This is a genomic window from Pseudomonas sp. MM213 (assembly GCF_020423045.1).
In the GTDB taxonomy this organism is placed as follows: Bacteria; Pseudomonadota; Gammaproteobacteria; order Pseudomonadales; family Pseudomonadaceae; genus Aquipseudomonas; species Aquipseudomonas migulae.
The window spans coordinates 4081356-4105511 of the sequence record NZ_CP081943.1; the positions used below are offsets into that span (position 1 = coordinate 4081356).

The 24156-nt window shown below is 59.8% G+C and carries 19 protein-coding genes and 1 pseudogene; 17 read left to right on the plus strand and 3 right to left on the minus strand.

The annotated features are described in order from the left end of the window. Positions 1-46: 46 nt before the first annotated feature. The 4 genes and pseudogenes from K5R88_RS18605 to aac(6') all read left to right on the plus strand — a co-directional run. Positions 47-517, plus strand: a pseudogene (locus K5R88_RS18605) (thioesterase family protein); the annotation flags it as partial. Positions 518-535: 18 nt separating this feature from the next. Further along, positions 536-1699 (plus strand): gamma-butyrobetaine dioxygenase, encoded by a 1164-nt coding sequence (locus K5R88_RS18610; protein WP_223452607.1) that lies wholly within the window; start codon positions 536-538, stop codon positions 1697-1699. Positions 1700-2071: 372 nt separating this feature from the next. Beyond that, positions 2072-2335, plus strand: coding sequence for a hypothetical protein (locus K5R88_RS18615; protein ID WP_008033263.1), 264 nt, complete (start codon positions 2072-2074; stop codon positions 2333-2335). Between the two features lie 54 nt (positions 2336-2389). Then, complete coding sequence (aac(6'), locus tag K5R88_RS18620; protein WP_192227583.1) at positions 2390-2836, plus strand: aminoglycoside 6'-N-acetyltransferase; 447 nt, start codon at positions 2390-2392, stop codon at positions 2834-2836. Here the strand turns inward: aac(6') and K5R88_RS18625 are convergent, their stop codons facing one another. Both K5R88_RS18625 and K5R88_RS18630 read right to left on the minus strand, forming a co-directional pair. Continuing rightward, on the minus strand, positions 2837-3940 hold the full coding sequence (locus K5R88_RS18625; protein ID WP_008033265.1) for a GlxA family transcriptional regulator: 1104 nt from the start codon (positions 3938-3940) through the stop codon (positions 2837-2839). It abuts the gene before it with no gap. Between the two features lie 518 nt (positions 3941-4458). Continuing rightward, complete coding sequence (locus K5R88_RS18630; protein ID WP_223413610.1) at positions 4459-5835, minus strand: L-serine ammonia-lyase; 1377 nt, start codon at positions 5833-5835, stop codon at positions 4459-4461. A gap of 437 nt (positions 5836-6272) precedes the next feature. Here K5R88_RS18630 and K5R88_RS18635 point away from each other — a divergent pair, with 437 nt between their 5' ends. From K5R88_RS18635 to choV, 3 genes are all read left to right on the plus strand, one after another. Continuing rightward, positions 6273-7223: a choline ABC transporter substrate-binding protein gene (locus K5R88_RS18635; RefSeq protein WP_223434072.1), complete on the plus strand. Its 951-nt coding sequence runs from the start codon at positions 6273-6275 to the stop codon at positions 7221-7223. Positions 7224-7300: 77 nt separating this feature from the next. Beyond that, complete coding sequence (gene choW / locus K5R88_RS18640) at positions 7301-8146, plus strand: choline ABC transporter permease subunit (protein WP_008033268.1); 846 nt, start codon at positions 7301-7303, stop codon at positions 8144-8146. Next, positions 8143-9321, plus strand: a complete 1179-nt coding sequence (choV, locus tag K5R88_RS18645) for a choline ABC transporter ATP-binding protein (protein ID WP_008044794.1) — start codon at positions 8143-8145, stop codon at positions 9319-9321. Before choW ends, choV begins: the two co-directional genes overlap by 4 nt. Positions 9322-9522: 201 nt before the next feature. On the opposite strand, the gene K5R88_RS18650 is transcribed toward choV, so the two are convergent. Further along, positions 9523-11472, minus strand: a complete 1950-nt coding sequence (locus K5R88_RS18650; RefSeq protein ID WP_226300271.1) for a BCCT family transporter — start codon at positions 11470-11472, stop codon at positions 9523-9525. 379 nt (positions 11473-11851) lie between these two features. Between K5R88_RS18650 and betI the strand changes: the two genes are divergently transcribed. The 10 genes from betI (at position 11852) to dbpA (ending at position 24102) form a co-directional block, all read left to right on the plus strand. Beyond that, positions 11852-12445, plus strand: coding sequence for a transcriptional regulator BetI (gene betI / locus K5R88_RS18655; RefSeq protein ID WP_008033272.1), 594 nt, complete (start codon positions 11852-11854; stop codon positions 12443-12445). A gap of 107 nt (positions 12446-12552) precedes the next feature. Then, a complete protein-coding gene (betB, locus tag K5R88_RS18660; protein WP_008033273.1) occupies positions 12553-14025 on the plus strand; it encodes a betaine-aldehyde dehydrogenase in 1473 nt (490 codons plus the stop codon). 145 nt (positions 14026-14170) lie between these two features. After that, positions 14171-15874 (plus strand): choline dehydrogenase, encoded by a 1704-nt coding sequence (betA, locus tag K5R88_RS18665; protein WP_192227581.1) that lies wholly within the window; start codon positions 14171-14173, stop codon positions 15872-15874. A gap of 181 nt (positions 15875-16055) precedes the next feature. After that, positions 16056-17057: a hypothetical protein gene (locus tag K5R88_RS18670; RefSeq protein WP_226298175.1), complete on the plus strand. Its 1002-nt coding sequence runs from the start codon at positions 16056-16058 to the stop codon at positions 17055-17057. Next, a complete protein-coding gene (locus tag K5R88_RS18675; protein WP_226298176.1) occupies positions 17057-17779 on the plus strand; it encodes an AzlC family ABC transporter permease in 723 nt (240 codons plus the stop codon). Before K5R88_RS18670 ends, K5R88_RS18675 begins: the two co-directional genes overlap by 1 nt. Positions 17780-17790: 11 nt before the next feature. Beyond that, entirely contained in the window at positions 17791-18126 is a 336-nt protein-coding gene (locus K5R88_RS18680) for an AzlD domain-containing protein (RefSeq protein ID WP_230427571.1), read from the plus strand. A 214-nt stretch (positions 18127-18340) separates the two neighbouring features. Then, positions 18341-19783 (plus strand): TldD/PmbA family protein, encoded by a 1443-nt coding sequence (locus K5R88_RS18685; protein ID WP_226298178.1) that lies wholly within the window; start codon positions 18341-18343, stop codon positions 19781-19783. Next, on the plus strand, positions 19767-21119 hold the full coding sequence (locus K5R88_RS18690) for a TldD/PmbA family protein (protein ID WP_226298179.1): 1353 nt from the start codon (positions 19767-19769) through the stop codon (positions 21117-21119). The genes K5R88_RS18685 and K5R88_RS18690 overlap by 17 nt, the downstream gene beginning before the upstream one ends. 112 nt (positions 21120-21231) lie before the next feature. Beyond that, complete coding sequence (mdtD, locus tag K5R88_RS18695; RefSeq protein ID WP_008033279.1) at positions 21232-22659, plus strand: multidrug transporter subunit MdtD; 1428 nt, start codon at positions 21232-21234, stop codon at positions 22657-22659. Positions 22660-22764: 105 nt separating this feature from the next. Next, positions 22765-24102 carry an ATP-dependent RNA helicase DbpA gene (dbpA, locus tag K5R88_RS18700; RefSeq protein WP_230427581.1) on the plus strand — a complete coding sequence of 446 codons (1338 nt, stop codon included), beginning with the start codon at positions 22765-22767 and terminating at the stop codon, positions 24100-24102. Positions 24103-24156: the final 54 nt, after the last annotated feature.

Sequence of the window (24156 nt, forward strand, 5' to 3'; positions counted from 1 at the left end):
GCAAGCCTCGCTCCTACAGGTTTCACCCATTTTCGGATATGACGACATGCCCGCACTGACCACTTACCAAACCAAAATCATCCCCGACTGGGTCGACTACAACGGCCACCTGCGCGACGCGTTTTACCTGCTGATTTTCAGCTACGCCACCGACGCGCTGATGGACCGGCTGGGCATGGACAGCAACAACCGCGAAGCCAGCGGCAATTCGCTGTTCACCCTCGAACTGCACCTCAATTACCTGCATGAAGTGAAGCTCGACGCCGACGTAGAAGTGCACACCCAGATCATCGCTCACGACAGTAAACGCCTGCACCTCTATCACAGCCTGCACCTGGTCGGTGACGACAAAGAGCTGGCGGGCAACGAGCAGATGTTGCTGCACGTCGACCTTGCCGGCCCCCGCTCCGCGCCGTTCAGCGAAGACACGCTGGGCAAGCTGCAAGCCATCGTTGCGCAACAAACCGACCTGCCCACCCCTGACTACATTGGCCGAGTGATCGCTTTACCCCAAAAAAATAACAAGGAGATCGCCATGAACACCGCCGCCGCTTTTGCTGACTTTCGTACTTATCCGTTGATCAGCGCGCTCAGTGGCGTGCAGGCCCTGGCGGATCGCGTTCTCGTGAAATGGGCCGATGACCGTGTCAGCCCCTTCCATCACCAGTGGTTGCGTGACAACTGCCCTTGCCCGCAGTGCGTCTACACGGTGACCCGTGAGCAAGTGCTGGAAATCGTCGACGTTGCGCAAGACCTGATGCCCGCAGAGACAAGCGTCGACCCTGAAGGCTGCCTCTGCATCCAGTGGCAGGACGGTCACCTCAGCCGCTTCGATCCAGGCTGGTTGCGGGCCCACGCCTATGACGATGAATCCCGTGCCGAACGCCGCGCCGCAAAGCCAAAATCTCGTCTATGGAAAAGCGACTTGTCGCTGCCGGTGTTCGATTATCAAGCGCTGATGGACGACAACGACGCCTTGTTGCAATGGCTGTTGGCGGTGCGCGATATCGGCCTGACGCAAGTGCGCGGCGTGCCCACCGAACCCGGCTCGTTGAAGCTGATCGCCCAGCGGATTTCCTTCATCCGCGAGAGCAATTTCGGCGTGTTGTTCAACGTGCAATCCAAGGCCGATGCCGACAGCAACGCCTACACCGCTTTCAACCTGCCGCTGCACAGCGACTTGCCGACGCGCGAGTTGCAACCGGGGCTGCAATTTCTGCATTGCCTGGTCAATGACGCCGACGGTGGCGAGAGTATTTTCGTCGACGGTTTTGCCATCGCCCAAGCGCTGCGCGAGGAAGATCCCGAATCGTTCAAGGCCCTGTGCGAAATCCCCGTGGAGTTTCGCAACAAGGACCGTCACAGCGACTATCGCTGCCTCGCGCCGGTCATCGCTCTGGATGCGCTGGGGCAGGTGTCTGAAATTCGTATGGCAAACTTTTTGCGCGGGCCGTTCGATGCGTCGGAGGAAGAGATGCCCAGGTTGTACCGCGCTTATCGACGGTTTATTGCGATGACTCGCGAGGGGCGGTTCAGGCTGATGCAACGGCTCAACCCCGGGGAGCTGTGGTGCTTCGACAACCGCCGCACGCTGCATGCGCGCAATGCGTTTGATCCCGCCAGTGGTGCCCGGCATTTCCAGGGGTGCTATGTCGATCGGGATGAGTTGTTGTCGCGGATCCTCGTGCTACAACGCTAGACCGCGTCATCGTTTTTCGCGGGCAAGCCTCGCTCCTACAGAGTTAGCGTGGCTTCTGTAGGAGCGAGGCTTGCCCGCGAAGGCGTCAGCACAGACACCCCATATATCCCTGACTCACAGGCAAAAAAAACCCCGATCAAGCCGTGACAGGATCGGGGCAGAGGTGGGTACTGTTGAGGAGCCGTTGCGCGAGGGTGACCAAACCTTCGTGAAGCCAGCTGAATCCAGTGTGCCCACTCTCCCCTCTCGCGAGTTAGCCGAAAACGACCTGTTCATAGGTATTGCGGCCATTGCGACAAATCGTCCTTGCCGACGCCAACGGCCCCTACGAGAATCGAACCACGACACCGTTCCCTGAAGAAGGATTGCGTCATGATGCACGCCGATTTGATTGACCAGGAAGACCTGTTGGGCCAGCTGAAATCGTTGGGCTTTCAAGTACCGAACGGCTCCACCGCCGAGCAGGCTTGCGAGTGCGCGGTGAGAGGATTGAACAACGAACGGGCGACCGTGCTGCGCACCATGGTCAAGCAGATGTACACCAGCAGCGCGACCATCCTGCCGGCAGTGCGTCAGGCTATCGACAAGCAGCTGCTGCCGGCATTGGCTGAATACCAACAAAGCCACCGCGCCTGACACTTCGGCGGTTTGCTAGAGTGGTGGCTTCCTGACCACCACAAGCGATCGCCGATGTTCCGAATCCAACACTGCCAGTCCGGCGAACAAGCGGGCTGGCTGCCTTTGCGCCAGGCACTCTGGCCTGATGCTTCGGAACAGGAGCATCGGGACGAAATCGCCGAACAGCTGCGCCAGCCGCAACGCTATATCAACTTTGTCGCCTACGACGCGGGTGAACAGCCCGTCGGCCTGGCCGAAGCCTCATTGCGCCACGACTACGTCAATGGCACCGACAGCTCGCCGGTGGTGTTCCTGGAAGGTATCTACGTGGTGCCGCAGCAGCGCCGCCATGGAGTGGCCGCACGATTGATCGAACACGTGGCGCAATGGGGACGGGAACGCGGATGCGTGGAAATGGCCTCGGACACTGACGTCGACAACCTGCCGAGCCAGGAGACGCACAAGGCGCTCGGTTTCGAGGAAACCGAGCGCGTCGTGTTTTTCAGGCGTCAGCTCTGATCAGAGCCTTACGCTGGCGAAGGTCGACTCGTTACGCGCCTGACTCAAAGCCGACAATGGCCCGGACAACGGCGACAGCACCAACGCTTGCGGCAGCGGCATCATCGCCACCTGTTGCGTGGTGTTGGAGCCTACGCGTTCGTCACGCGGCGGAATGCCGAAGTATTCGCGGTAGCACTTGGAGAAGTGCGGCGTGGATACGAAACCGCACACCGACGCCACTTCGATGATCGACATCGGCGTTTGCTTGAGCAACTGCCGGGCACGGATCAGGCGCAGTTTCAGGTAGTAACGCGACGGCGAGCAGTGCAGGTATTTCTGGAACAACCGCTCGAGTTGCCGACGTGACACGGCGACGTACACCGCCAGTTCGTCGAGGTCGATCGGCTCTTCGAGGTTGGCTTCCATCAGCGCGACGATTTCCTGCAACTTCGGCTGGTTGGTGCCGAGCATGTGCTTGAGCGGCACGCGCTGGTGATCCTGTTCGTTGCGGATGCGCTCGTAGACGAACATCTCCGAAATCGCGGCGGACAGTTCACGCCCGTGATCGCGGCTGATCAGGTGCAGCATCATGTCCAGCGGCGCGGTGCCGCCGGAGCTGGTGAAACGGTTACGGTCGAGGGTGAACAGGCGGGTACTCATCGCCACACGCGGGAAAGCTTCCTGCATCGAGGCCAGACATTCCCAGTGCACGCTGCAATCGAAACCGTCCAGCAGGCCGGCGCACGCCAGGGCCCAGCTGCCGGTGCAAACCGCACCCAGACGCTTGGATTGACGCGCCTGGCTTTGCAGCCATGAGACGTGTTCGCGAGTTACCGTGCGCTGAATACCGATACCGCCGCAGACAATGATGGTGTCCATGGAAGGTGCTTTGTGCATGGAGGCGTCGGGGGTGATCTGCAGACCGTCACTGGCCCAGACCTGACCACCATCGACGGTGAGCGTGGTCCAGCGATACAGCTCGCGACCGGACAATTGGTTGGCCATGCGCAGGGGTTCTACGGCGGAGGCCAGAGAAATAAGCGTGAAATTGTCCAGCAGCAGAAAGCCGATGGATTGAGGCGCACGGTTCTGGGGTTGAGCCCCGGAGTTGAACGTCGTCATCGCGGTATCTCCTCACACAAAGCAGGTGATGGCCTCAGGCGGAGGCTCTTGTTATTGCCATCGTTCTCGCGTGGGAGACGGGCTTTGTAATGACAGAGCAATTGCCATGCCTAAAATTGAATACGCGTTCAATAACTCCTGAAAACGACGTCGCAGCCTGTCTATATAAGCCGCGTCACGAGTAGGGGTTATAAGTGGCATTCACAGGGGTAAGCGCTCTGCCGCGTTGCGTGTGAGCAAATCGGTAGCACTTGTGGGAACAGGCCTGCGACGACTTCGGAAAGAGTGTCACCGCAGGCACAGGGGACGGACGGTCAGGGCCGGTTTGGATCCCTGACGTGTTGCAATGCGCTTATCTGTAAGCGACGCGCCAAAACGTGGCGCGTTTTCAATCCGGTGTTCACTTAGCGCGCAGTTTTGACTGGTCTGACGCCTTCGCGGGCAAGCCTCGCTCCTACAAGAGCACCGTACGATCCCTGTAGGAGCGAAGCTTGCTCGCGAATGGGATCGCCTCGGTCTCAGCACTCAACCGCGCTAACCGCCAACCCGCCCCGCGATGTCTCTTTATATTTGTCATGCATATCTGCCCCGGTATCTCGCATGGTGCGGATCACCCGGTCCAGCGAAATAAAGTGCTGGCCGTCACCACGCAACGCCATCTGCGCCGCGTTGATCGCTTTCACCGCGGCAATCGCGTTGCGCTCGATGCACGGCACCTGCACCAACCCGCCGACCGGGTCACAGGTCAGGCCGAGGTTGTGTTCCAGGCCGATTTCCGCCGCGTTGCACAACTGCTCCGGCGTGGCGCCGAGAATCTCCGCCAACCCGGCCGCCGCCATCGCGCAAGCCGATCCGACTTCGCCCTGGCAACCGACTTCCGCGCCGGAGATGGAGGCGTTCTTCTTGCACAGAATCCCCACCGCCGCGGCACCGAGGAAATAGTCGACCACGTTGGCGTCCGTCACCACCTCGCTGAACTTCATGAAGTAGTGCAACACCGCCGGAATGATCCCCGCCGCGCCATTGGTCGGCGCCGTGACCATGCGCCCGCCGGCCGCGTTTTCTTCGTTGACCGCGAGGGCGAACAGGTTGACCCATTCCATCGCGCTCAGGGTTGAGCCGATGACGTTGGGCTTGTTCAGTTCTTGCAGGCTGCGGTGCAATTTGGCCGCGCGACGGCGCACATTCAGGCCGCCGGGCAGGATGCCTTCGTGCTTGAGGCCTTGCTCGACGCAATCCTGCATGGCCCGCCAGAGTTTCATCAGGCCGGCGCGGATTTCGTCTTCGCTGCGCCAGACCTTCTCGTTGGCCATCATCAATTCGGCCACACGCAGGTTGTGCTTCTGGCAGAGGCTGAGCAGCTCGGCGGCGCTGGAGAAATCGTACGGCAACACCGTGCGATCCAGATCCACCACACCGCTGGTGGCTTGCGCTTCATCGACGACAAAGCCGCCGCCGACGGAATAGTAGGTGTCGCGATGCAACTCGCCGTCATCGCCTTCGGCGACCAGGGTCATCGCGTTCGGATGGAACGGCAGGTTTTCGTCGATCAGGCGCATGTCCCGCGCCCAGATGAACGGCACCGGCAAGCGGCCGTCCAGCAGCAGGGTGTGGGTTTCGCGCAGGGTTTCAATGCGGATGCCGATTTGCGACGGGTCGATCGCGTCCGGCCATTCGCCCATCAGGCCCATGATCACAGCGTTGTCGCTGCCGTGCCCAATGCCGGTGGCCGACAACGAACCATAAAGCTGGACCTCGACACGCCGCACTTGCTCCAAAAGCCCCCGTTCACGCAAACCTTGCACGAACAGCGCCGCGGCGCGCATCGGCCCCACGGTGTGCGAACTGGAAGGGCCGATGCCGATTTTGAACAGGTCGAAAACGCTGATAGCCATTACTGCCGAACTCCTGGATATGCCAACTCCAGGCGCAAAAGCGCCCGGTGACGGAGCTGCTACGCTCAAGCTGCAATCCGCCGGTATGGCTGCATCATCAGGCTTTTACCGTGTCGCTCGACGTCCAGTACCGACGCACTCTTGTCCACCAGCGCCGTGTGCGTTTTACGCTGCTTTTTCGCCGTTTTTTTGCGGCTCAGGTGGGCAAACGGGGCTGAAAAAATCTGTAAACGACGTCACCGACACTGGATGCGACCATCCCTGTACTGGATACGACGCACCCTGTAGGCGTCAGATTTTCACTGGTACATGATCGTATCGACTCGATTGCAAGGCGCCGTGGTAGAGCTGTCTCCAAAACGCCATCCAACCGCAACCTATAAGTGCGGTGGTCCACAGTCGGAACACTGCCAAAAAAAACACCAAGGAGTCCATCCATGAAAGGTTCCCCGTCGTTGTTGTTGGCCGCCATGCTGAGTCTGCCGTTACTGGCTCAAGCCGCAGAACCCGCTCAGTGCAGTACCGTAAACTTTTCCGATGTCGGCTGGACTGACATTACTGTCACCACAGCCACCACCAGCGTCGTGCTCGATGCCCTGGGCTACAAAACCAAAACCACAATGATTTCCGTGCCGGTGACCTACAAGTCGCTGGCCGACGGCAAGAACATGGACGTATTCCTGGGTAACTGGATGCCGACCATGGAAAACGACATCAAGGCCTACCGCGATGCCGGTACCGTGGACACCCTGCGTGCCAACCTCGAAAACGCAAAATACACACTCGCCGTCCCGGAAGAGTTGTATAACAAAGGTCTGAAAGATTTCGCCGACATCGCCAAGTTCAAGAAAGAACTCGACGGCAAGATCTATGGCATCGAACCGGGTAACGACGGCAACCGTCTGATCCAGAGCATGATCGACAAAGACGCCTTCGGCTTGAAAGCCGCCGGTTTCAAGGTGGTCGAATCCAGCGAAGCCGGCATGCTCTCGCAAGTCGATCGCGCCCAGCGCCGCAACACCGCCGTGGTGTTCCTGGGCTGGGAACCGCACCCGATGAACACACGATTCAAGATGAAGTACCTGACTGGCGGCGACGAGTTCTTCGGCCCCAACTTCGGTCAGGCGACCATCTTCACCAATACCCGCAAGGGTTATGCCCAGGAATGCAGCAACGTTGGACAGTTGCTGAAAAACCTGGTGTTCACCCTCGACATGGAAAGCACGCTGATGGGCAACGTCCTGGACGACAAAATGAAGCCTGACGCGGCCGCCAAGGCCTGGCTGAAGAAGAATCCACAGGTGCTCGATACCTGGCTCGCTGGCGTGACCACCATTGACGGTAAACCTGGCCTGGACGCCGTGAAAGCCAAGCTCGCGCAGCCTTGAATTAAGAAGCACCGCTTACGCCGGGCGGGCTCGCCCGCCCGGGCTGTTTATTTCCTTGCATGCGGACGTTCACTACCATGCTGATTGATCAGAAAATACCTCTAGGCCAGTACATCGCGGGCTTCGTTGAATGGTTGACGCAACACGGCGCCAACACCTTCGACGCAATCGCCGTGTCACTGGAAACGATGATCCACGGCGTGACTTTTGCGCTGACCTGGTTCAACCCGCTGGCATTGATCGGCCTCATCGCGCTACTGGCACACTTTATTCAACGAAAATGGGGGCTGACTGCTTTCGTCATCGCTTCCTTCCTGCTGATCCTCAATCTGGGGTACTGGCAGGAAACCATGGAAACCCTAGCCCAGGTGTTGTTCGCCACCCTGGTCTGCGTGGTCATCGGCGTGCCGCTGGGCATCGTCGCCGCGCACAAACCGATGTTCTACACCCTGATGCGTCCGGTGCTCGATCTGATGCAGACCGTACCGACCTTCGTTTACCTCATTCCTACCCTGACCCTCTTCGGTCTGGGTGTGGTCCCGGGTCTGATCTCCACGGTGGTGTTCGCGATTGCCGCGCCTATCCGCCTGACTTACCTGGGTATTCGCGATGTCCCGGAAGAATTGATGGACGCAGGCAAAGCCTTTGGCTGCTCGCGACGTCAGCTGCTCTCACGGATTGAATTGCCCCACGCCATGCCAAGCATCGCGGCCGGTATCACCCAGTGCATCATGCTGTCGTTGTCGATGGTGGTGATTGCGGCACTGGTGGGCGCCGACGGCCTGGGCAAACCCGTGGTCAATGCACTGAACACTGCTGATATCGCCCTGGGCTTCGAAGCAGGCCTGGCGATCGTATTGCTGGCGATCATGCTCGACCGTATCTGCAAACAACCCGACGCTAAAGTAGGGGGTGACGCATGAGCATTATTCGCTTCGAAGACGTCGACGTGATCTTCACCAAAGATCCGCGCGAAGCCTTGAAACTTCTCGACCAGGGCATGACCCGTAACGAGATCCTGAAAAAGACCGGGCAGATCGTCGGCGTCGAAAAGGCCAGCCTGGATATCGAGAAAGGCGAAATCTGCGTGCTGATGGGCCTGTCCGGCTCCGGCAAATCCAGCCTGCTGCGTTGCATCAACGGCCTCAACACCGTGAGCCGTGGCAAGCTGTTCGTCGAGCACGAAGGCAAGCAGATCGACATCGCTTCCTGCACCCCGGCGGAACTGAAAATGATGCGCACCAAGCGCATTGCGATGGTGTTCCAGAAATTCGCCCTGATGCCATGGCTGACGGTGCGCGAGAACATCAGTTTCGGTCTGGAAATGCAGGGTCGGCCGGAGAAGGAACGCAAACGACTGGTCGATGAAAAACTTGAGCTGGTGGGCCTGACCCAATGGCGCAACAAGAAACCCAACGAGCTTTCCGGCGGTATGCAACAACGTGTGGGCCTGGCCCGCGCGCTGGCGATGGACGCCGACATTCTGCTGATGGACGAACCGTTCTCGGCCCTCGACCCATTGATCCGCCAAGGCCTGCAGGACGAACTGCTGGAGCTGCAAAGCAAGCTGAACAAAACCATCGTCTTCGTGAGCCACGACCTCGATGAAGCACTGAAGCTGGGCAGCCGTATCGCGATCATGAAAGACGGTCGGATCGTCCAGTACAGCAAGCCGGAAGAAATCGTTCTCAACCCGGCGGACGACTATGTGCGGACCTTTGTCGCCCACACCAATCCGCTGAACGTTTTGTGCGGTCGCAGCCTGATGCGCACCCTGGACAACTGCAAGCGCATCAACGGGTCGGTCTGCCTGGATCCGGGTGGCGATTCGTGGCTGGACCTGGCGGAAGGCAACACCATCAAAGGCGCACGCCAGAACGGTGCGAGCCTGGACCTGCAGAACTGGATCCCGGGGCAAGCAGTGGAAGGCCTGGGCCGTCGCCCAACGCTGGTGGACTCCAACATCGGCATGCGCGATGCGCTGCAGATTCGTTATCACACCGGCAACAAACTGGTGCTGCACGACAACAACAAAGTGGTCGGGATTCTCGGCGACAGCGAGCTGTATCACGCGCTGCTCGGCAAGAACCTGGGGTAAGGCAACACACACAAAAACGCCGCGACAGGATCGCGGCGTTTTTGTTTGTGGGATATCGGGTGATGCAGTGTTGAAGTTGAAGCCCCCATCGCCAGCAGGCTGGCTCCCACATTGAAATGCATTCTCTTGTGGGAGCCAGCCTGCTGGCGATGAAGCCGACGCGGTGCTTCAGACTGAAACACCGCGTCACTTACAACTTAATTAGCTATAAACCCGGCCAAGGAGCTGCCGATGGCTTTCAAACTGATCGAGCACGTCACGAGTGATCTGATCCTGAGTGAAGCCCATCAGGTCGTAATCCTGGCTGCCGTTGTGCAGGTACACCTCGGCGCGGTAATAACGGGCGCGAGGTTCATCGGCACTTTCAGCCGACACCGTGTCGCTCGCCGCTGCCAAATAACCGTCCAGGCTCACTTCGTAGACAAAAGGGTTGCCCTCTTCCATCTCGATGCGCACGCCCATGCAACGCTTGGACTTGCCCAACAACGTTTGCACGTCCAGGCCTTTACCACGCAATTGCACCACGGCCTCTTCCAGCGCCGGGCTGACTTGCTTGTCCATGAAACGCTGAACGATCGACTGGTTCGGTTGCAGGTCCAACTGAGTCAGACGCTCGCTGAAACCACGACGACCGCGCGCCGCCAACTCCGCTTGCTCCTGTTCGATCTGCACGTCCTGGCGCATGGCCTTGTGCAAGCCGAACATGAAGAACACCAGCACCACCGAGAACGGCAGACCGGCCAGCACCACCATGGTTTGCATGGCTTCGAAGTTACCGGCGAACAGCAGGCCGATGGTCACCAGGGTGATCACAACGGACCAGAAGATCCGCAGCCAGTGCGGCGCATCTTCGTCGACGTTGCCGCCCTTGCACGAAAGGTTGGCCATCATCACCGCGCCGGAATCCGCCGGGGTCAGGAACAGCACGAAACCGACGAAAATCGACACGCCGATCACCACTTTCGACGCCGGGTAATGCTCAAGCAACTGGTAGATCGCCATGGACGGCTGTTCCAGCGCCGTCTTCCCGAGCTCCACCGCCCCGTGGTTCATCACAAGGTCCAGAGCCGAGTTACCGAAGATCGACAACCACGCCAGGGTGAAACCCAACGGAATCAGCAGCACGCCGGCCACCAGTTCACGCACGGTACGACCACGGGAAATACGCGCGATGAACATGCCCACGAATGGGGCCCAGGAAATCCACCAGGCCCAGTAGAACAGGGTCCACAGGCCCAACCAGCGGTCGGACTTCTCACTGTCGCCTTCGTACACATAGAGGTCGAAGGTCTTCAGCACCACGCCGTTCAGGTAGTCACCGACGTTTTGCACGAAGCCGTTGAGCAGGTGCAAGGTCGGGCCAAACAGCAGCACGAAAATCAGCAGGCCGCTGAACAGCACGATGTTCAGGTTGGACAGACGACGGATGCCGTTTTCCACACCCGACACGGCGGCGATGGTCGCCACGGTGCTCATCACGATGATCACGATCAGCAGGTTGGTGTTGCTGTGTTCCATGCCGAACAGGTTTTCAAGGCCCGACGACACTTGCAGCGAACCAATCCCCAGGTTCGTCACCAGACCCAACAGGGTCACGAACATGCCGAAGCCGTCCACCGCGTGACCGGCCGCGCCCTTGACCCAACGCTCACCGACCAGCGGATACAGCGCCGAACGCAACGCCAGCGGCTGGTTGTGGCGGTAAGCAAAGTACGCCACGGCCAGGCCGACCAAGGCGTAAATCGCCCAGCCGTGCAGACCCCAGTGCAGGAAGGTCAGCTGTACCGCCTGACGCGCGGCCAGGTTGCTGGCCGACACGCCTTCCGGCGGGTTGAAGTAGTGATCCAGCGGCTCGGACGCACCGAAGTACAACAGCGAGATGCCGATACCCGAGGAAAACAGCATCCCCGCCCAGGCGCCGTAGCTGAAGTCCGGGGTGTCGTCCTTGCTGCCCAGTTTGAGCTTGCCGTAGGACGAAAACGCCAGGCCGACCACAAATACCAGGTAAGCGGCGATCACCACCATGTAGTACCAGCCAAAGCTGCGGGACAGCCAGGCCTGGGCGATACCGAGCAATCTGCCAGCCTCTTGCGGGGCGATGATCAGAATGGCGGTCAACAGCAGAATCAGCGCGGTAGAGGTGTAGAACACCCAACCGTTGACCGTCACCTTCTCGGGCGGGGTCTTTATTAGAGAGGCAGAACTCATGGCACAGATGCTCCAGGCAGTGCGAGAGAAGAACACAAGGCAGCGCGTTACCCGACCAATCGGTTAGTTGGCAGCCGACCGGCGGGTGATATAAAGACAACCCGAAAAAAGCCCGAAACCCTTAAGCACCAGTGCGTAGGGGTTTCGAGCCGTTTTGGATGTCGGGTTATCGCCATTTACACGTAGGAAAAACCTGTAAGCAGCGACGATTTGTCGCAGATCTTATTCTTTGTTGATTGAACGTTCAATCAAAACAAAATAGACTGGCCCTCAATCCGATAGACGTTTTGCGTCTGCCGGAAGGCCTAAGGAGATGTGCAAGATGCCCAAGGTCGGTATGCAACCCATCCGCCGCCAGCAATTGATCGAAGCCACCTTGCTGGCCGTCGATCAGGTCGGAATGGGGGACGCCAGCATTGCGCTGATCGCCCGTTTGGCCGGTGTCTCGAACGGCATCATCAGTCACTATTTTCAGGACAAGAACGGCCTGATCGCTGCCACGGCGCAGTACCTGATGAGTGTCCTCAGCGAGAACGTCACCGCGCGCCGTCAGGCGCTGACAGATGCCAGCCCGCGGGCGCATCTGCAGGTGATCATCGAAGGCAACTTCGACGCCAGCCAGGTCAATGGCCCGGCAATGAAAACCTGGCTGGCCTTCTGGGCCACCAGCATGCACCACCCGTCTTTGCACAGGTTGCAGCGGATCAACGATCACCGTCTGTATTCCAACCTGTGCTGCCAGTTCCGCCGCGTATTGCCGCTCGATGATGCGCGCAGTGCAGCCCGGGGCCTGGCAGCGTTGATTGACGGTTTGTGGTTGCGCGGCGCGCTGTCGGGAGATGCTTTCGACACGGAACAGGCGCACCGGATCGCTTACGAATACATGGATTTCCAACTGGCCAAGCAGGTGAGTTAGAGCACACATAAAACGCTCAACCCCTGAACCGCCACTGACCAGCGTGCCAGCGCTACACGGCACGCCCAGTGGTCAACGCCAACCACTTATGCACTTGCGAGGACACTATGGCCCGTTTCGAACTGCAAAAACTCTACATCGATGGCGGTTACTCCGACGCGAGCAGCGACGCCACTTTCGAAGCCATCAACCCGGCTAACGGTGAAGTCCTCGCAAAAGTACAGCGTGCGACCAAGGAAGACGTTGAGCGCGCTGTAGTCAGCGCCGAAAAGGGCCAGAAAATCTGGGCTGCAATGACTGCCATGGAGCGTTCGCGCATCCTGCGTCGCGCTGTGGACATCCTGCGCGAGCGCAACGATGAACTGGCCGCCCTGGAAACCCTGGACACCGGCAAGTCGTTCTCCGAAACCAAGTATGTCGACATCGTTACCGGCGCCGACGTGCTGGAATACTACGCAGGCCTGGTACCCGCCATCGAAGGCGAGCAGATCCCGCTGCGCACCACTTCGTTCGTTTACACCCGTCGCGAGCCGCTGGGCGTCGTGGCCGGTATCGGCGCGTGGAACTACCCGATCCAGATCGCCCTGTGGAAATCCGCGCCTGCCCTGGCGGCCGGTAACGCGATGATCTTCAAGCCAAGCGAAGTCACTTCCCTGACCACGCTGAAACTGGCCGAGATCTACACCGAGGCAGGCCTGCCAGCCGGCGTGTTCAACGTATTGACCGGCAGCGGCCGTGAAGTCGGCACCTGGTTGACCGAGCACCCGCGCATCGAAAAAATCTCCTTCACCGGCGGCACCGACACCGGCAAGAAGGTCATGGCCAGCGCTTCCGCTTCGTCGTTGAAAGACGTCACCATGGAACTGGGCGGTAAATCCCCGCTGATCATTTTCGACGACGCCGACCTCGATCGCGCCGCCGACACCGCGATGATGGCCAACTTCTACAGCTCCGGCCAGGTCTGCACCAACGGCACTCGCGTGTTCGTACCGAGCCACCTGAAAGCCGCTTTCGAAGCCAAGATCGCTGAGCGCGTTGCGCGCATCCGCGTCGGCAATCCGGAAGACGAAAACACCAACTTCGGCCCGCTGGTCAGCTTCGCCCACATGGAAAGCGTGCTGGGCTACATCGCCAAAGGCAAAGAAGAAGGCGCTCGCGTACTGTGCGGCGGCGGCCGTCTGACCGACGGCGAATTCGCTAAAGGCGCGTTCGTCGCACCGACCGTGTTCACCGATTGCACCGACGAGATGACCATCGTTCGCGAAGAGATCTTCGGCCCGGTGATGGCGATCCTGACTTACGAAACCGAAGAAGAAGTGATCCGTCGCGCCAACGACACCGACTTCGGCCTGGCCGCGGGCGTCGTCACCAAGGACCTGAACCGCGCTCACCGCGTGATTCATCAACTGGAAGCCGGTATCTGCTGGATCAACGCCTGGGGCGAGTCCGACGCGAAGATGCCGGTCGGCGGCTACAAGCAATCCGGTGTGGGTCGTGAAAACGGCATCAGCTCGCTGAACAACTTCACACGCATCAAATCGGTACAGGTTGAGCTGGGCGATTACGCCTCGGTGTTCTAAGGCGATATCCGCTTCGCCTGCGAGGCCGTCATCGCCAGCAGGCTGGCTCCCACAGGAGTACGCATTCCAATGTGGGAGCCAGCCTGCTGGCGATCGAGTGCGAAGCACTCGCCAGACCTGACCATATTTAAAGAGGGTGCATTCAATGTCCCAAGAATTCGATTACATCATCATCGGTGCCGGCTCGGCCGGTAACACCCTGGCGACCCGTCTGACTGAAGACGAAGGCGTCACCGTCCTGCTGCTCGAAGCAGGCGGCCCGGATTACCGGATGGATTTCCGCACGCAAATGCCAGCGGCCCTGGCGTTCCCGCTGCAAGGTCGTCGCTACAACTGGGCGTACGAAACCGATCCAGAGCCACACATGGACGGTCGCCGGATGGAATGCGGTCGCGGCAAGGGCCTTGGCGGTTCTTCGCTGATCAACGGCATGTGCTACATCCGCGGCAACGCGATGGACTACGACAACTGGGCCAAACTGCCAGGCCTGGAAGACTGGGACTACCTGAACTGCCTGCCGTATTTCCGCAAGGCCGAAACCCGCGACATCGGCCCTAACGACTACCACGGTGGCGAAGGTCCGGTCAGCGTGACCACGCCGAAAGCCGGCAACAACCCGCTGTTCCACGCCATGGTTGAAGCCGGCGTGCAAGCCGGTTATCCGCGCACCGAAGACCTGAACGGTTACCAGCAAGAAGGCTTCGGCCCGATGGACCGCACCGTGACGCCGAAGGGCCGTCGCGCCAGCACCGCTCGCGGTTACCTGGACGTCGCCAAGAAGCGCTCGACCCTGACCATCGTCACTCACGCCCTGACCGACAAGATCCTGTTCGAAGGCAAGCGTGCCGTCGGCGTGCGTTACCTGATCGGCGCCGCTGAAGAGCGCGTTGAAGTCCGCGCCCGCAAAGAAGTGCTGCTGTGCTCCGGCGCCATCGCTTCGCCGCAGATTCTGCAACGTTCCGGCGTCGGCCCGGCCGAACTGCTGAACAAGCTCGACATCCCGGTGGTCCACGACCTGCCAGGCGTCGGCGAAAACCTGCAGGATCACCTCGAGCTGTACCTGCAATACGCCTGCACCCAGCCAGTTTCGCTGTACCCGTCGCTGCTCTTGCACAACCAGCCGGCCATCGGTGCCGAGTGGCTGTTCAACGGCACCGGCATCGGCGCCAGCAACCAGTTCGAAGCCGGCGGTTTCATCCGCACCCGTCCGGAATTCGAATGGCCGAACATCCAGTACCACTTCCTGCCGGTCGCGATTAACTACAACGGCAGCAACGGTGTGAAAGAGCACGGTTTCCAGGCGCACATGGGTTCCATGCGTTCGCCGAGCCGTGGTCGCATCCAGGCCAAGTCCAAGGATCCGCGCGAATACCCGAGCATCCTGTTCAACTACATGGCCACCGAGCAGGACTGGCAGGAATTCCGCGACGGCATCCGCCTGACCCGTGAAATCATGCAACAGCCTGCACTGGACGCTTTCCGTGGCCGCGAAATCAGCCCGGGCATTGAAGTGCAAACCGATGAGCAGCTCGACAAGTTCATCCGCGAACACGCCGAAACCGCGTTCCACCCGTCCTGCTCGTGCAAGATGGGCACCGACGAGATGGCGGTGGTCGATGGCGAAGGCCGTGTGCACGGCATGCAAGGTCTGCGCGTGGTCGATGCCTCGATCATGCCGATCATCACCACCGGCAACCTGAACGCGCCGACGATCATGATCGCCGAGAAAATCGCCGACAAGATCCGTGGTCGCAAGCCATTGCCGCGCAGCACTGCCAGCTACTACGTGGCCGGTGACGCTCCGGTGAAAGGCAAGCCTGTGCGTGATGTGAGCGCGACAGCACGCTGATAGCCGCTCTGCAACACCGCAAACCGCCACCTCTTCGGAGGCTGGCGGTTTTTTATTGCCTTGAATAAACCACTCACCCTGTCCAGCCCGCAACAAAACCCGCAACACTTACAGAGCACTTCAAACTTAATAGTTGCATTAAGATCAGCGCCAATCAAAAACCTGATTATCAAGGATGATAATGAATACCCACTATTCAAACCCAACTGTATCAGCCAGCTTATTCCGACAAGCAATAGCAAAAGAAACAACAATCACTCTGAACTTCAACTATCTCAGCGGCATGATCGAAGCGTGGTGGATGAAAAATCACGACCTGAGTATTCATGAGCTGAAAATCCAGCTGATCAATATTTTTGCAACTTACCTCCACCCGGAAGATGCCTACTATTTCGATAAATTAGGGCAAGCACACGACGGCGTGGCCGCCGTGTGCATCAAGAATATCTTCCACCTCGACTCACCCAGGCTGGCCCTGACGGTGCATGAAGCGCTCGCCGACTTGTTCCATCTGGTTGACATCAAATACGACTATGAAGAACACAAAGCCTTATATCTTAAACCGGCGGCAGAAAAATATCGGGAATGGGGAAATGGCTATGGAGATATCACACCGCACTCCGACGACTTGTATGAAAACCTCAGCGTGGACTTCCTGGCATTAACAGTTTGTCGAGACACTACTCATACGCCGACGGCTTATTATTTTCCCGCAGACTTGCTCTGCGACCTTGATAACGAAGAAATTGAAACACTGCTTGGCATGCAAGCCAGGTTTATTTCAGGCAAAAACGTCAACGGTTCGAAAGAGCGAATTCGCAATGTCGTCGAATACGACGACCACTACGGCTACCGGTTTTCTTTGGACTTCCGGATCGACCCGCACAACGGTGAGCGGATGCGAGCGGTCAACGGCGGCCAACATGTCCTCGACAAGATCAGAGCCCAGCTGCCCACCGCCAGGCACAGTGTCTCGACAGCCGAGACCGGAACCTTCCTGATCGTGGCCAACCATAAGATCCTGCACGCGCGCCCCATGCTGAACATGAGTGAAGATGCCGTGCGCACCCAGGCCGCCACTTCAACACTGGCCACCACACCTCGCCTGCTGTTTCGCAGCAAAGGCCCCAGGAAACAGTATTACGCGCTGAATGCATCCGACTGTCCGCGGGAAACTTGCTGATGGTTGCTGGAAAACCGCCTTGTCATTCGTCAGCCAAGGTCTTCCAGGAAGGCGCACGGGATGCGATCAGCTTCGGTGTCGCCTTCCTGTTTCTGTATTTGTCGATCGGGATGGTAGGCGCCGCACAGTCGTTAACCCTGGGGCAGACCCTGGCAACAACCTTGTTGATATTTTCTACGCCGCTACAGTTTTTGCTTCTGCAAAACTACAACGATGGCTGGCTGTTGATTCCGGTCATTCTGGCGCTCAACGTGCGATTTCTGCTGCTCTCGGCCGCGCTGGCGCCGTACCTGAAGCACGTCTCGACAAGCAACATACTGCCCTCGCTGATCCTGATAACGCCGTCGATATTCACGGCCTGCATGACCCGCTTCAAACAACGAACCGATCACCCCTTCACTTACATGCTCGGCGTGGGCTTGCCGATATTTGCCGTGTCGATTGCGTGCACCTGCATCGGCTTCATCGCCGGTGCCGGGTTGGCGTCGCCGGTGACTACGGCCGTGATGATGATGCTGTTGCCGCTTCAGTTCACGGCACTGGCCGGCAAACACTGGCCGCATTACGCCGAAGTGTCCAGCTACTGGCTGGGCTTCATCGGCGCGCCAGTGCTGGTGTTGTTCTTCAAGGATTACAGCTTGCTCATCACACCGTTTTTGATCGGTGGCGTGACCGTGCTGATTGAAAACGCCTGGACCGAACAAGGAGCGCGCAGCCAATGACACTTTGGTTTTTGATCGGCTTTGCCGCCGTCAGCGCACTGGCGTTTCGCGCCCTGCCCTTTGCCTTTAAAAACACGACGGCGCTGACGCGCACCCACGGTTCGTTTTATCGGTTTATCAACTACAGCGCACAAGCCATGCTGGGGGTCATCATTTATGACACGGCCTTCAACAAACAGGATGCGCCGAGCCTGATGCAACAGTTTGAAAGCCTGGATGCGCTGAAGCTGATCCTGCTGCTGGGGACCTTCATTGCGGTCGCCAAAACCAGAAAAATACTTCCCGCTTTCCTGGCCAGCCTGATGATTTATCTGACGGCGGTCGTCTATCTCTATGGCGGGCAGTAAGCCCCGCCCCCTCTCACCACCGTAACCCATGCCATCGCGAGCAGATCACGACACGGTCTGCCCGCGAGCCTCGGCCTTCACGCTGATTAAATATTTCCTACGCAGCTCTGCGCTTGATCCTACCCCCACGCAGGCCTAATCTAGCGCCACGCAAACGTTTCACCCCCCTTCGCAACACCGCTGCATCGCCACTCCAGACCAAGGAGGTTCCCGAATGTTCGATTTCCACCCCCAGCTCAAGCAGCGCTTTGCTGCCTTGCGCACGGGCGCTGAATTCTTTTCTCTGCGATACGTGCGCGAGTCCGGCCAGTACCTGTCGGTACGCAAGAACGTTGCCGAACCTCCGAGCCTGAGCCGTGACGAAGGCGCGATGCTGACCGTTCGTGTCAACGGCGTTGAAGCCTACGCCGCGACCAACGACCTGTCGCCGCAAGGCCTGCAATCGGCGCTGGACCGAGCCGAGCAACAAGCTCGCCTGCTCAAGCCTCACGCGCTGCTGGACCTGCGTGAGCAAGCCGTTTCCAGCGACCGCGCCGACTATTTTTCGCCGAACCTCGACCAGCCCTTCCCGTCCCTGAGCGATTGCTACCAACTGCTCGGCGCCGAATCCGCGGCGGTGCCCAAGGACGAGCGACTGATGAACTGGCAGGTCAGCATCGGCATCACCCATGTCGAGCAGATCTACCTCAACAGCGCCGGTGCCGAGCTGCGCCAGGCCCAGCGATTCGTCTATCCGGGCCTCGATGTCACGGCCTACGATGGCAACGACAGCCAGACCCGCAGCCTCGGTCGCGAGAACTTCGGTCAACAGGGCAGCGCTGATGTCATCAGCCGTTGCGGCCTGATCGGCGCCGGTCCAAAAGTTGCCGATCAAGCATTGCAATTGCTGCTCGCGCCGAACACGCCGCAAGGCCCACGCGACCTGCTGCTGATGCCTGATCAGATGATGCTGCAGATCCACGAATCCATCGGTCATCCGCTGGAACTCGATCGCATCCTCGGTGACGAGCGCAATTACGCCGGCACCAGTTTCGTCAAGGCCGAAGACTTCGGCCATTTGCAGTACGGTTCGAAACTGCTGAACGTCACCTTCGACCCGGACATTCCCGAGCAGCTCGCCAGCTACGGTCATGACGACGACGGCACTGCCGCGAGCAAGCAATTCCTGATCAAGCAGGGCTTGCTCCTGCGTCCATTGGGCGGTGCACTTTCGCAGTTCCGCGCTGGCATGGACGGCGTTGCCAACAGCCGCGCCTGCGGCTGGAACCGTCCACCGATCGACCGCATGGCCAACCTCAATATCGAGCCCGGCGATCAGCCGCTGGAACAACTGATCGGCAACATCGAGCACGGTATTTTGATGAGCACCAACCGTTCCTGGTCCATCGACGATGCGCGCAACAAGTTCCAGTTTGGCTGCGAATGGGGCCAGTTGATCGAAAACGGCGAACTCAAAGGCGTGGTGAAAAACCCGAACTACCGGGCAATTTCCGCGCAGTTCTGGAAAAGCCTCAGCGCCGTTGGCGACGCCAGCACCTTCAAGGTTCTGGGCACGCCGAACTGCGGCAAGGGCGAACCGAATCAGGTGATCCGTGTCGGCCATGCATCACCGGCCTGCGTGTTCAGCAACGTGGATGTATTTGGGGGAGACGCCTGATGAGCACTTCAAAAGTCAGGCTGATTCGTTCAAGGCCTTGGTCAACGGGTTGCGCGAGGCGATTCGCGAACCGGAGCAATTCACCCTCAGCTACGCCGCCGAGTCGTCGGCCTTCGTGCGTTTCAATCATGCCAAGGTGCGGCAGGCCGGGCAGGTGCAACAGGCGAGCGTCGGTCTCAAACTGATCAACGACGGTCGCCACGCTGACCTCGACATCACGCTGTCGGGCGATGCGCACGTTGACGCCCAGCGTCTGGCCGAAGGCCTGCAACAGTTGCGCGACACCCTGCCGCTGCTGCCGCAGGATCCGTACTTGCTGCTCAACTACACCGGCTGGCAAAGCAAGAATGTGCAGGAGCATCCGCTGCCGGACACCGAGCAGGTGGTCGCCGAAATCACCCGGGCCGCCGAGGGGCTGGATCTGGTGGGTTTCTATGCCGCCGGCCCAATCAGTCGCGGCTTCGCCAGTTCCTCAGGCGCGTTCGGCTGGCATCAGGCCAACAGCTTCAACTTCGACTTCAGCCTGTTTCATGCAAACGGCCAGGCGGTGAAAGCCAGCTACGCCGGGCATGACTGGAACAGCGAAGGGTTTGCCCGGCGCTTCCAGCAGGCGCGTGAGCAGCTTGAGTTTCTCGGTCGACCATTGCGTACGTTGGCACCGGGTCAGTATCGCGCTTACCTGGCACCGGCCGCGCTGGAAGAAATCATGGGCATGTTGTCCTGGGGTGGCTTTTCGGCGCAGTCGATTGCCAGCAAGAGCAGTCCGTTGCAGAAACTCTATGCGGGCGACCATTCGTTCAGTCCGCTGGTGTCCCTTGACGAGCAAGTCAGCGGTTCGTTGAGCCCGGCATTTTCTGGCGAAGGCTATCCACGCAGTGACCTGAAGCTGATCGTCGAAGGCAAGGCCGGCGCGCAATTGGTCGGCTCACGCAGCGCCGCCGAATACGGCCTGACGGCCAACGGCGCCAGCGGCGGTGAATCGCCGACCGCGCTGAACATGGCGCCAGGCGCGCTTGCCGATGCCGAGATCCTCAAGCAACTGGGCACGGGCTTGTACATCAGCAACCTCTGGTACCTGAATTACTCGGACCAACCGATGGCACGCATGACCGGCATGACGCGGTTTGCGACGTTCTGGGTCGAGAATGGCGAGATACAGGCACCGGTCAGCACCATGCGTTTTGACGACAGTGCTTACAGTTTGCTGGGTTCGCAGCTGGAAGCGCTGACCGAAGAGCGTGAGTTGTTGCTGTCGGCGAGCACTTACAGCCAGCGGGCCACGGCATCGGCGCTGTTACCCGGCGCGCTGATCAGCAAATTGACCTTGACCCTCTAAAAGCTTCGCGGGCAAGCCTCGCTTCTACAAGAACAGCGAAACCCTGTAGGAGCGAGGCTTGCCCGCGAAGAAGCCGCCACGGTTAATCTGATTCACACTGACAAGAGGTCCCATGCCCAACCGCCCGCCTCTCGACGCTGTCACCGCCCGCTGGTTGCCGTGGGTCGTCGCCATTGCCTTCTTCATGCAGTCCCTCGACGGGACCATCCTCAACACCGCCCTGCCGGCCATGGCCCGCGATCTGGCGGAAGACCCGCTGCGCATGCAGGGCGTGATCATCGCCTACATGCTCACCGTCGCGTTGCTGATCCCCGCCTCCGGCTGGATCGCCGACCGCTTCGGCACCAAGAAAATCTTCTTCGGCGCGATCCTGCTGTTCAGCTTCGGCTCGTTGCTCTGCGCCTTGTCGAGCAGCCTGAGCATGCTGATCGGCGCCCGGGTGATTCAGGGCCTGGGCGGTGCGCTGATGCTGCCGGTCGGGCGGCTGGTGGTGCTGCGGGCCTATCCGCGCTCGGAACTGGTGCGGATCATGGGTTTCATCACCATTCCCGGCCTGCTCGGCCCGTTGATCGGCCCGACCATGGGCGGCTGGATGGTGGAATACCTGACGTGGCACTGGATCTTCCTGATCAACCTGCCGGTCGGCGTCGTCGGTTGCTACGCGGTGTGGAAATTCATCCCAGACCTGCGCGGCACTGAGCGCACACGGTTCGACAGCCTCGGCTTTTTGCTGTTTGGCGCAGCGATGGTGCTGATCACCATCGCCATGGAAGGCCTCGGCGAACTGCACCTGCCGCACCTGCGCGTGATGTTGCTGCTGTTCGGCGGCATGGCGTGCCTAGCGGCGTACTGGTTGCGGGCCGGGCACATCGACAATCCGCTGTTCGCGCCGTCGCTGTTCAAGACCCGCACGTTCGCCGTCGGCATCCTCGGCAACCTGTTCGCCCGTCTCGGCAGCGGCGCACTGCCCTTCCTCGTGCCGTTGCTGCTGCAAGTGGCGCTGGGCTACTCGCCGTCGCAGGCGGGGATGAGCATGCTGCCGCTGGCAGCGGCGGCGATGGTCGCCAAGTCGGTGGCGCGGCCGCTGATCGAGCGCCTGGGTTATCGCATTGTGCTGACCGGCAACACCCTGGCGCTGGGGCTGATGCTGGCAAGCATGGGCCTGGTCAGCGAACAGACGCCGTACTGGCTGCTGCTGGGCATGCTGGCGATTCTCGGCGCGATCAACTCGTTGCAGTTCACCGCGATGAACACCGTGACCCTGATCGACCTCGATGACGCCAGCGCCAGCAGCGGCAACAGCCTGCTGTCGGTGGTCGCGCAATTGTCCCTGAGTCTGGGCGTTGCATGCGCCGGTGCGCTGCTCGGCGGGTTCACGGCAGAGATCGGAAACGACGGCGTGGACACGGTGCTGGGCGCGTTCCAACTCACGTTTGTGACCGTCGGAATCATGGCGATGCTGGCTGCAACGATCTTTTCCCAACTCTCAAAGGAAGACGGACGGCGCGTCAAGCGTCCGGAAGAACACATCGAACCTTAGGGCCAATGGCCATGGGACTGGTACACTGCGCGACATTTTGTTTTGCAGGCCAGTCCCGTGACCACCATCGCCACCGCTTTTAATACTTTGCCGCTGTCCGCCGCCATGCTGGCTAACCTCGACTCCCTCGGTTATGCCCAGATGACGCCGATCCAGGCGCAAAGCTTGCCGGTGATCCTCAAGGGGATGGACCTGATCGCCCAGGCCAAGACCGGCAGCGGCAAGACCGCAGCCTTCGGTATCGGCCTGCTGAACCCGATCAATCCGCGCTTCTTCGGCTGCCAGGCGCTGGTCATTTGCCCAACGCGTGAACTGGCTGACCAGGTTGCCAAGGAAATCCGTCGCCTGGCCCGCGCCGAAGACAACATCAAGGTCCTGACCTTGTGCGGCGGCGTGTCGTTCGGTCCGCAGATCGGCTCGCTGGAGCACGGCGCGCACATCATCGTCGGCACTCCGGGTCGCATCCAGCAGCACCTGCGCAAAGGTTCGCTGGTGCTTCATGGCCTGAACACGCTGATCCTCGATGAAGCCGACCGCATGCTCGACATGGGTTTCTACGACTCCATCGAAGAAATCATCGCCCAGTGCCCGGAACGTCGTCAGACCCTGCTGTTCTCCGCCACGTACCCGGTGGGCATCAAGCAGTTGGCCTCCAAGTTCATGCGCAACCCGCAGCAAGTGAAGGCCGAGGCGTTCCACGACGACACGCAGATCGAGCAGCGCTTCTACGAGATCTCTCCGGAAGAGCGCATGGACGCCGTGGTCAAAGTCCTCGCGCATCACCGCCCGGCCTCTTGCGTGGCCTTCTGCTTCACCAAGCAGCAGGTTCAGGAAACCGTCGATCACCTGACCGCCAAAGGCATCTCCGCCGTCGGCCTGCACGGCGATCTGGAACAACGTGATCGTGACCAGGTGCTGACGATGTTTGCCAACCGCAGTACTTCGGTACTGGTTGCCACCGACGTCGCCGCGCGCGGCCTGGACATCGATGCGCTGGACATGGTGATCAACGTCGAACTGGCGCGTGATTCGGAAATCCACATTCACCGCGTTGGCCGTACTGGCCGCGCCGGTGAAAAAGGCATCGCGATCAGCCTGGTCGCCCCGTCCGAAGCGCACCGCGCGCAAGCCATCGAGCAACTGCAGAAGTCGCCGTTGAGCTGGGATCAACTGGACAACCTCAAGTCCCAGGGCGGTGGTCCGTTGCTGCCGCAAATGAGCACGCTGGTCATCGGCGCTGGCCGTAAAGACAAAGTGCGTCCGGGCGATATTCTGGGTGCATTGACTGGTGATGCCGGGATTCCGGGCGCGCAGGTTGGCAAGATCGCGATCTTCGACTTCCAGGCGTTCGTGGCCGTGGAACGCGCAGTTGCCAAGCAGGCAGTGCAACGCCTGAACGACGGCAAGATCAAGGGCCGTTCGCTGCGCGTTCGTATATTGTAAGAACAACGCAATTCCCCCTGTGGGAGCGAGCCTGCTCGCGATGACGGACTGTCA

What these genes read in the sequence shown, in the direction of transcription:
- K5R88_RS18610 (WP_223452607.1), top strand. Translation starts at nt 536, where the DNA reads ATGAACACCGCCGCCGCTTTTGCTGACTTTCGTACTTATCCGTTGATC.
- K5R88_RS18615 (WP_008033263.1), top strand. Translation starts at nt 2,072, where the DNA reads ATGATGCACGCCGATTTGATTGACCAGGAAGACCTGTTGGGCCAGCTG.
- K5R88_RS18625 (WP_008033265.1), bottom strand. Translation starts at nt 3,940, where the DNA reads ATGACGACGTTCAACTCCGGGGCTCAACCCCAGAACCGTGCGCCTCAA.
- K5R88_RS18630 (WP_223413610.1), bottom strand. Translation starts at nt 5,835, where the DNA reads ATGGCTATCAGCGTTTTCGACCTGTTCAAAATCGGCATCGGCCCTTCC.
- K5R88_RS18635 (WP_223434072.1), top strand. Translation starts at nt 6,273, where the DNA reads ATGAAAGGTTCCCCGTCGTTGTTGTTGGCCGCCATGCTGAGTCTGCCG.
- choW (WP_008033268.1), top strand. Translation starts at nt 7,301, where the DNA reads ATGCTGATTGATCAGAAAATACCTCTAGGCCAGTACATCGCGGGCTTC.
- choV (WP_008044794.1), top strand. Translation starts at nt 8,143, where the DNA reads ATGAGCATTATTCGCTTCGAAGACGTCGACGTGATCTTCACCAAAGAT.
- betI (WP_008033272.1), top strand. Translation starts at nt 11,852, where the DNA reads ATGCCCAAGGTCGGTATGCAACCCATCCGCCGCCAGCAATTGATCGAA.
- betB (WP_008033273.1), top strand. Translation starts at nt 12,553, where the DNA reads ATGGCCCGTTTCGAACTGCAAAAACTCTACATCGATGGCGGTTACTCC.
- betA (WP_192227581.1), top strand. Translation starts at nt 14,171, where the DNA reads ATGTCCCAAGAATTCGATTACATCATCATCGGTGCCGGCTCGGCCGGT.
- K5R88_RS18670 (WP_226298175.1), top strand. Translation starts at nt 16,056, where the DNA reads ATGAATACCCACTATTCAAACCCAACTGTATCAGCCAGCTTATTCCGA.
- K5R88_RS18675 (WP_226298176.1), top strand. Translation starts at nt 17,057, where the DNA reads ATGGTTGCTGGAAAACCGCCTTGTCATTCGTCAGCCAAGGTCTTCCAG.
- K5R88_RS18685 (WP_226298178.1), top strand. Translation starts at nt 18,341, where the DNA reads ATGTTCGATTTCCACCCCCAGCTCAAGCAGCGCTTTGCTGCCTTGCGC.
- mdtD (WP_008033279.1), top strand. Translation starts at nt 21,232, where the DNA reads ATGCCCAACCGCCCGCCTCTCGACGCTGTCACCGCCCGCTGGTTGCCG.
- dbpA (WP_230427581.1), top strand. Translation starts at nt 22,765, where the DNA reads ATGCTGGCTAACCTCGACTCCCTCGGTTATGCCCAGATGACGCCGATC.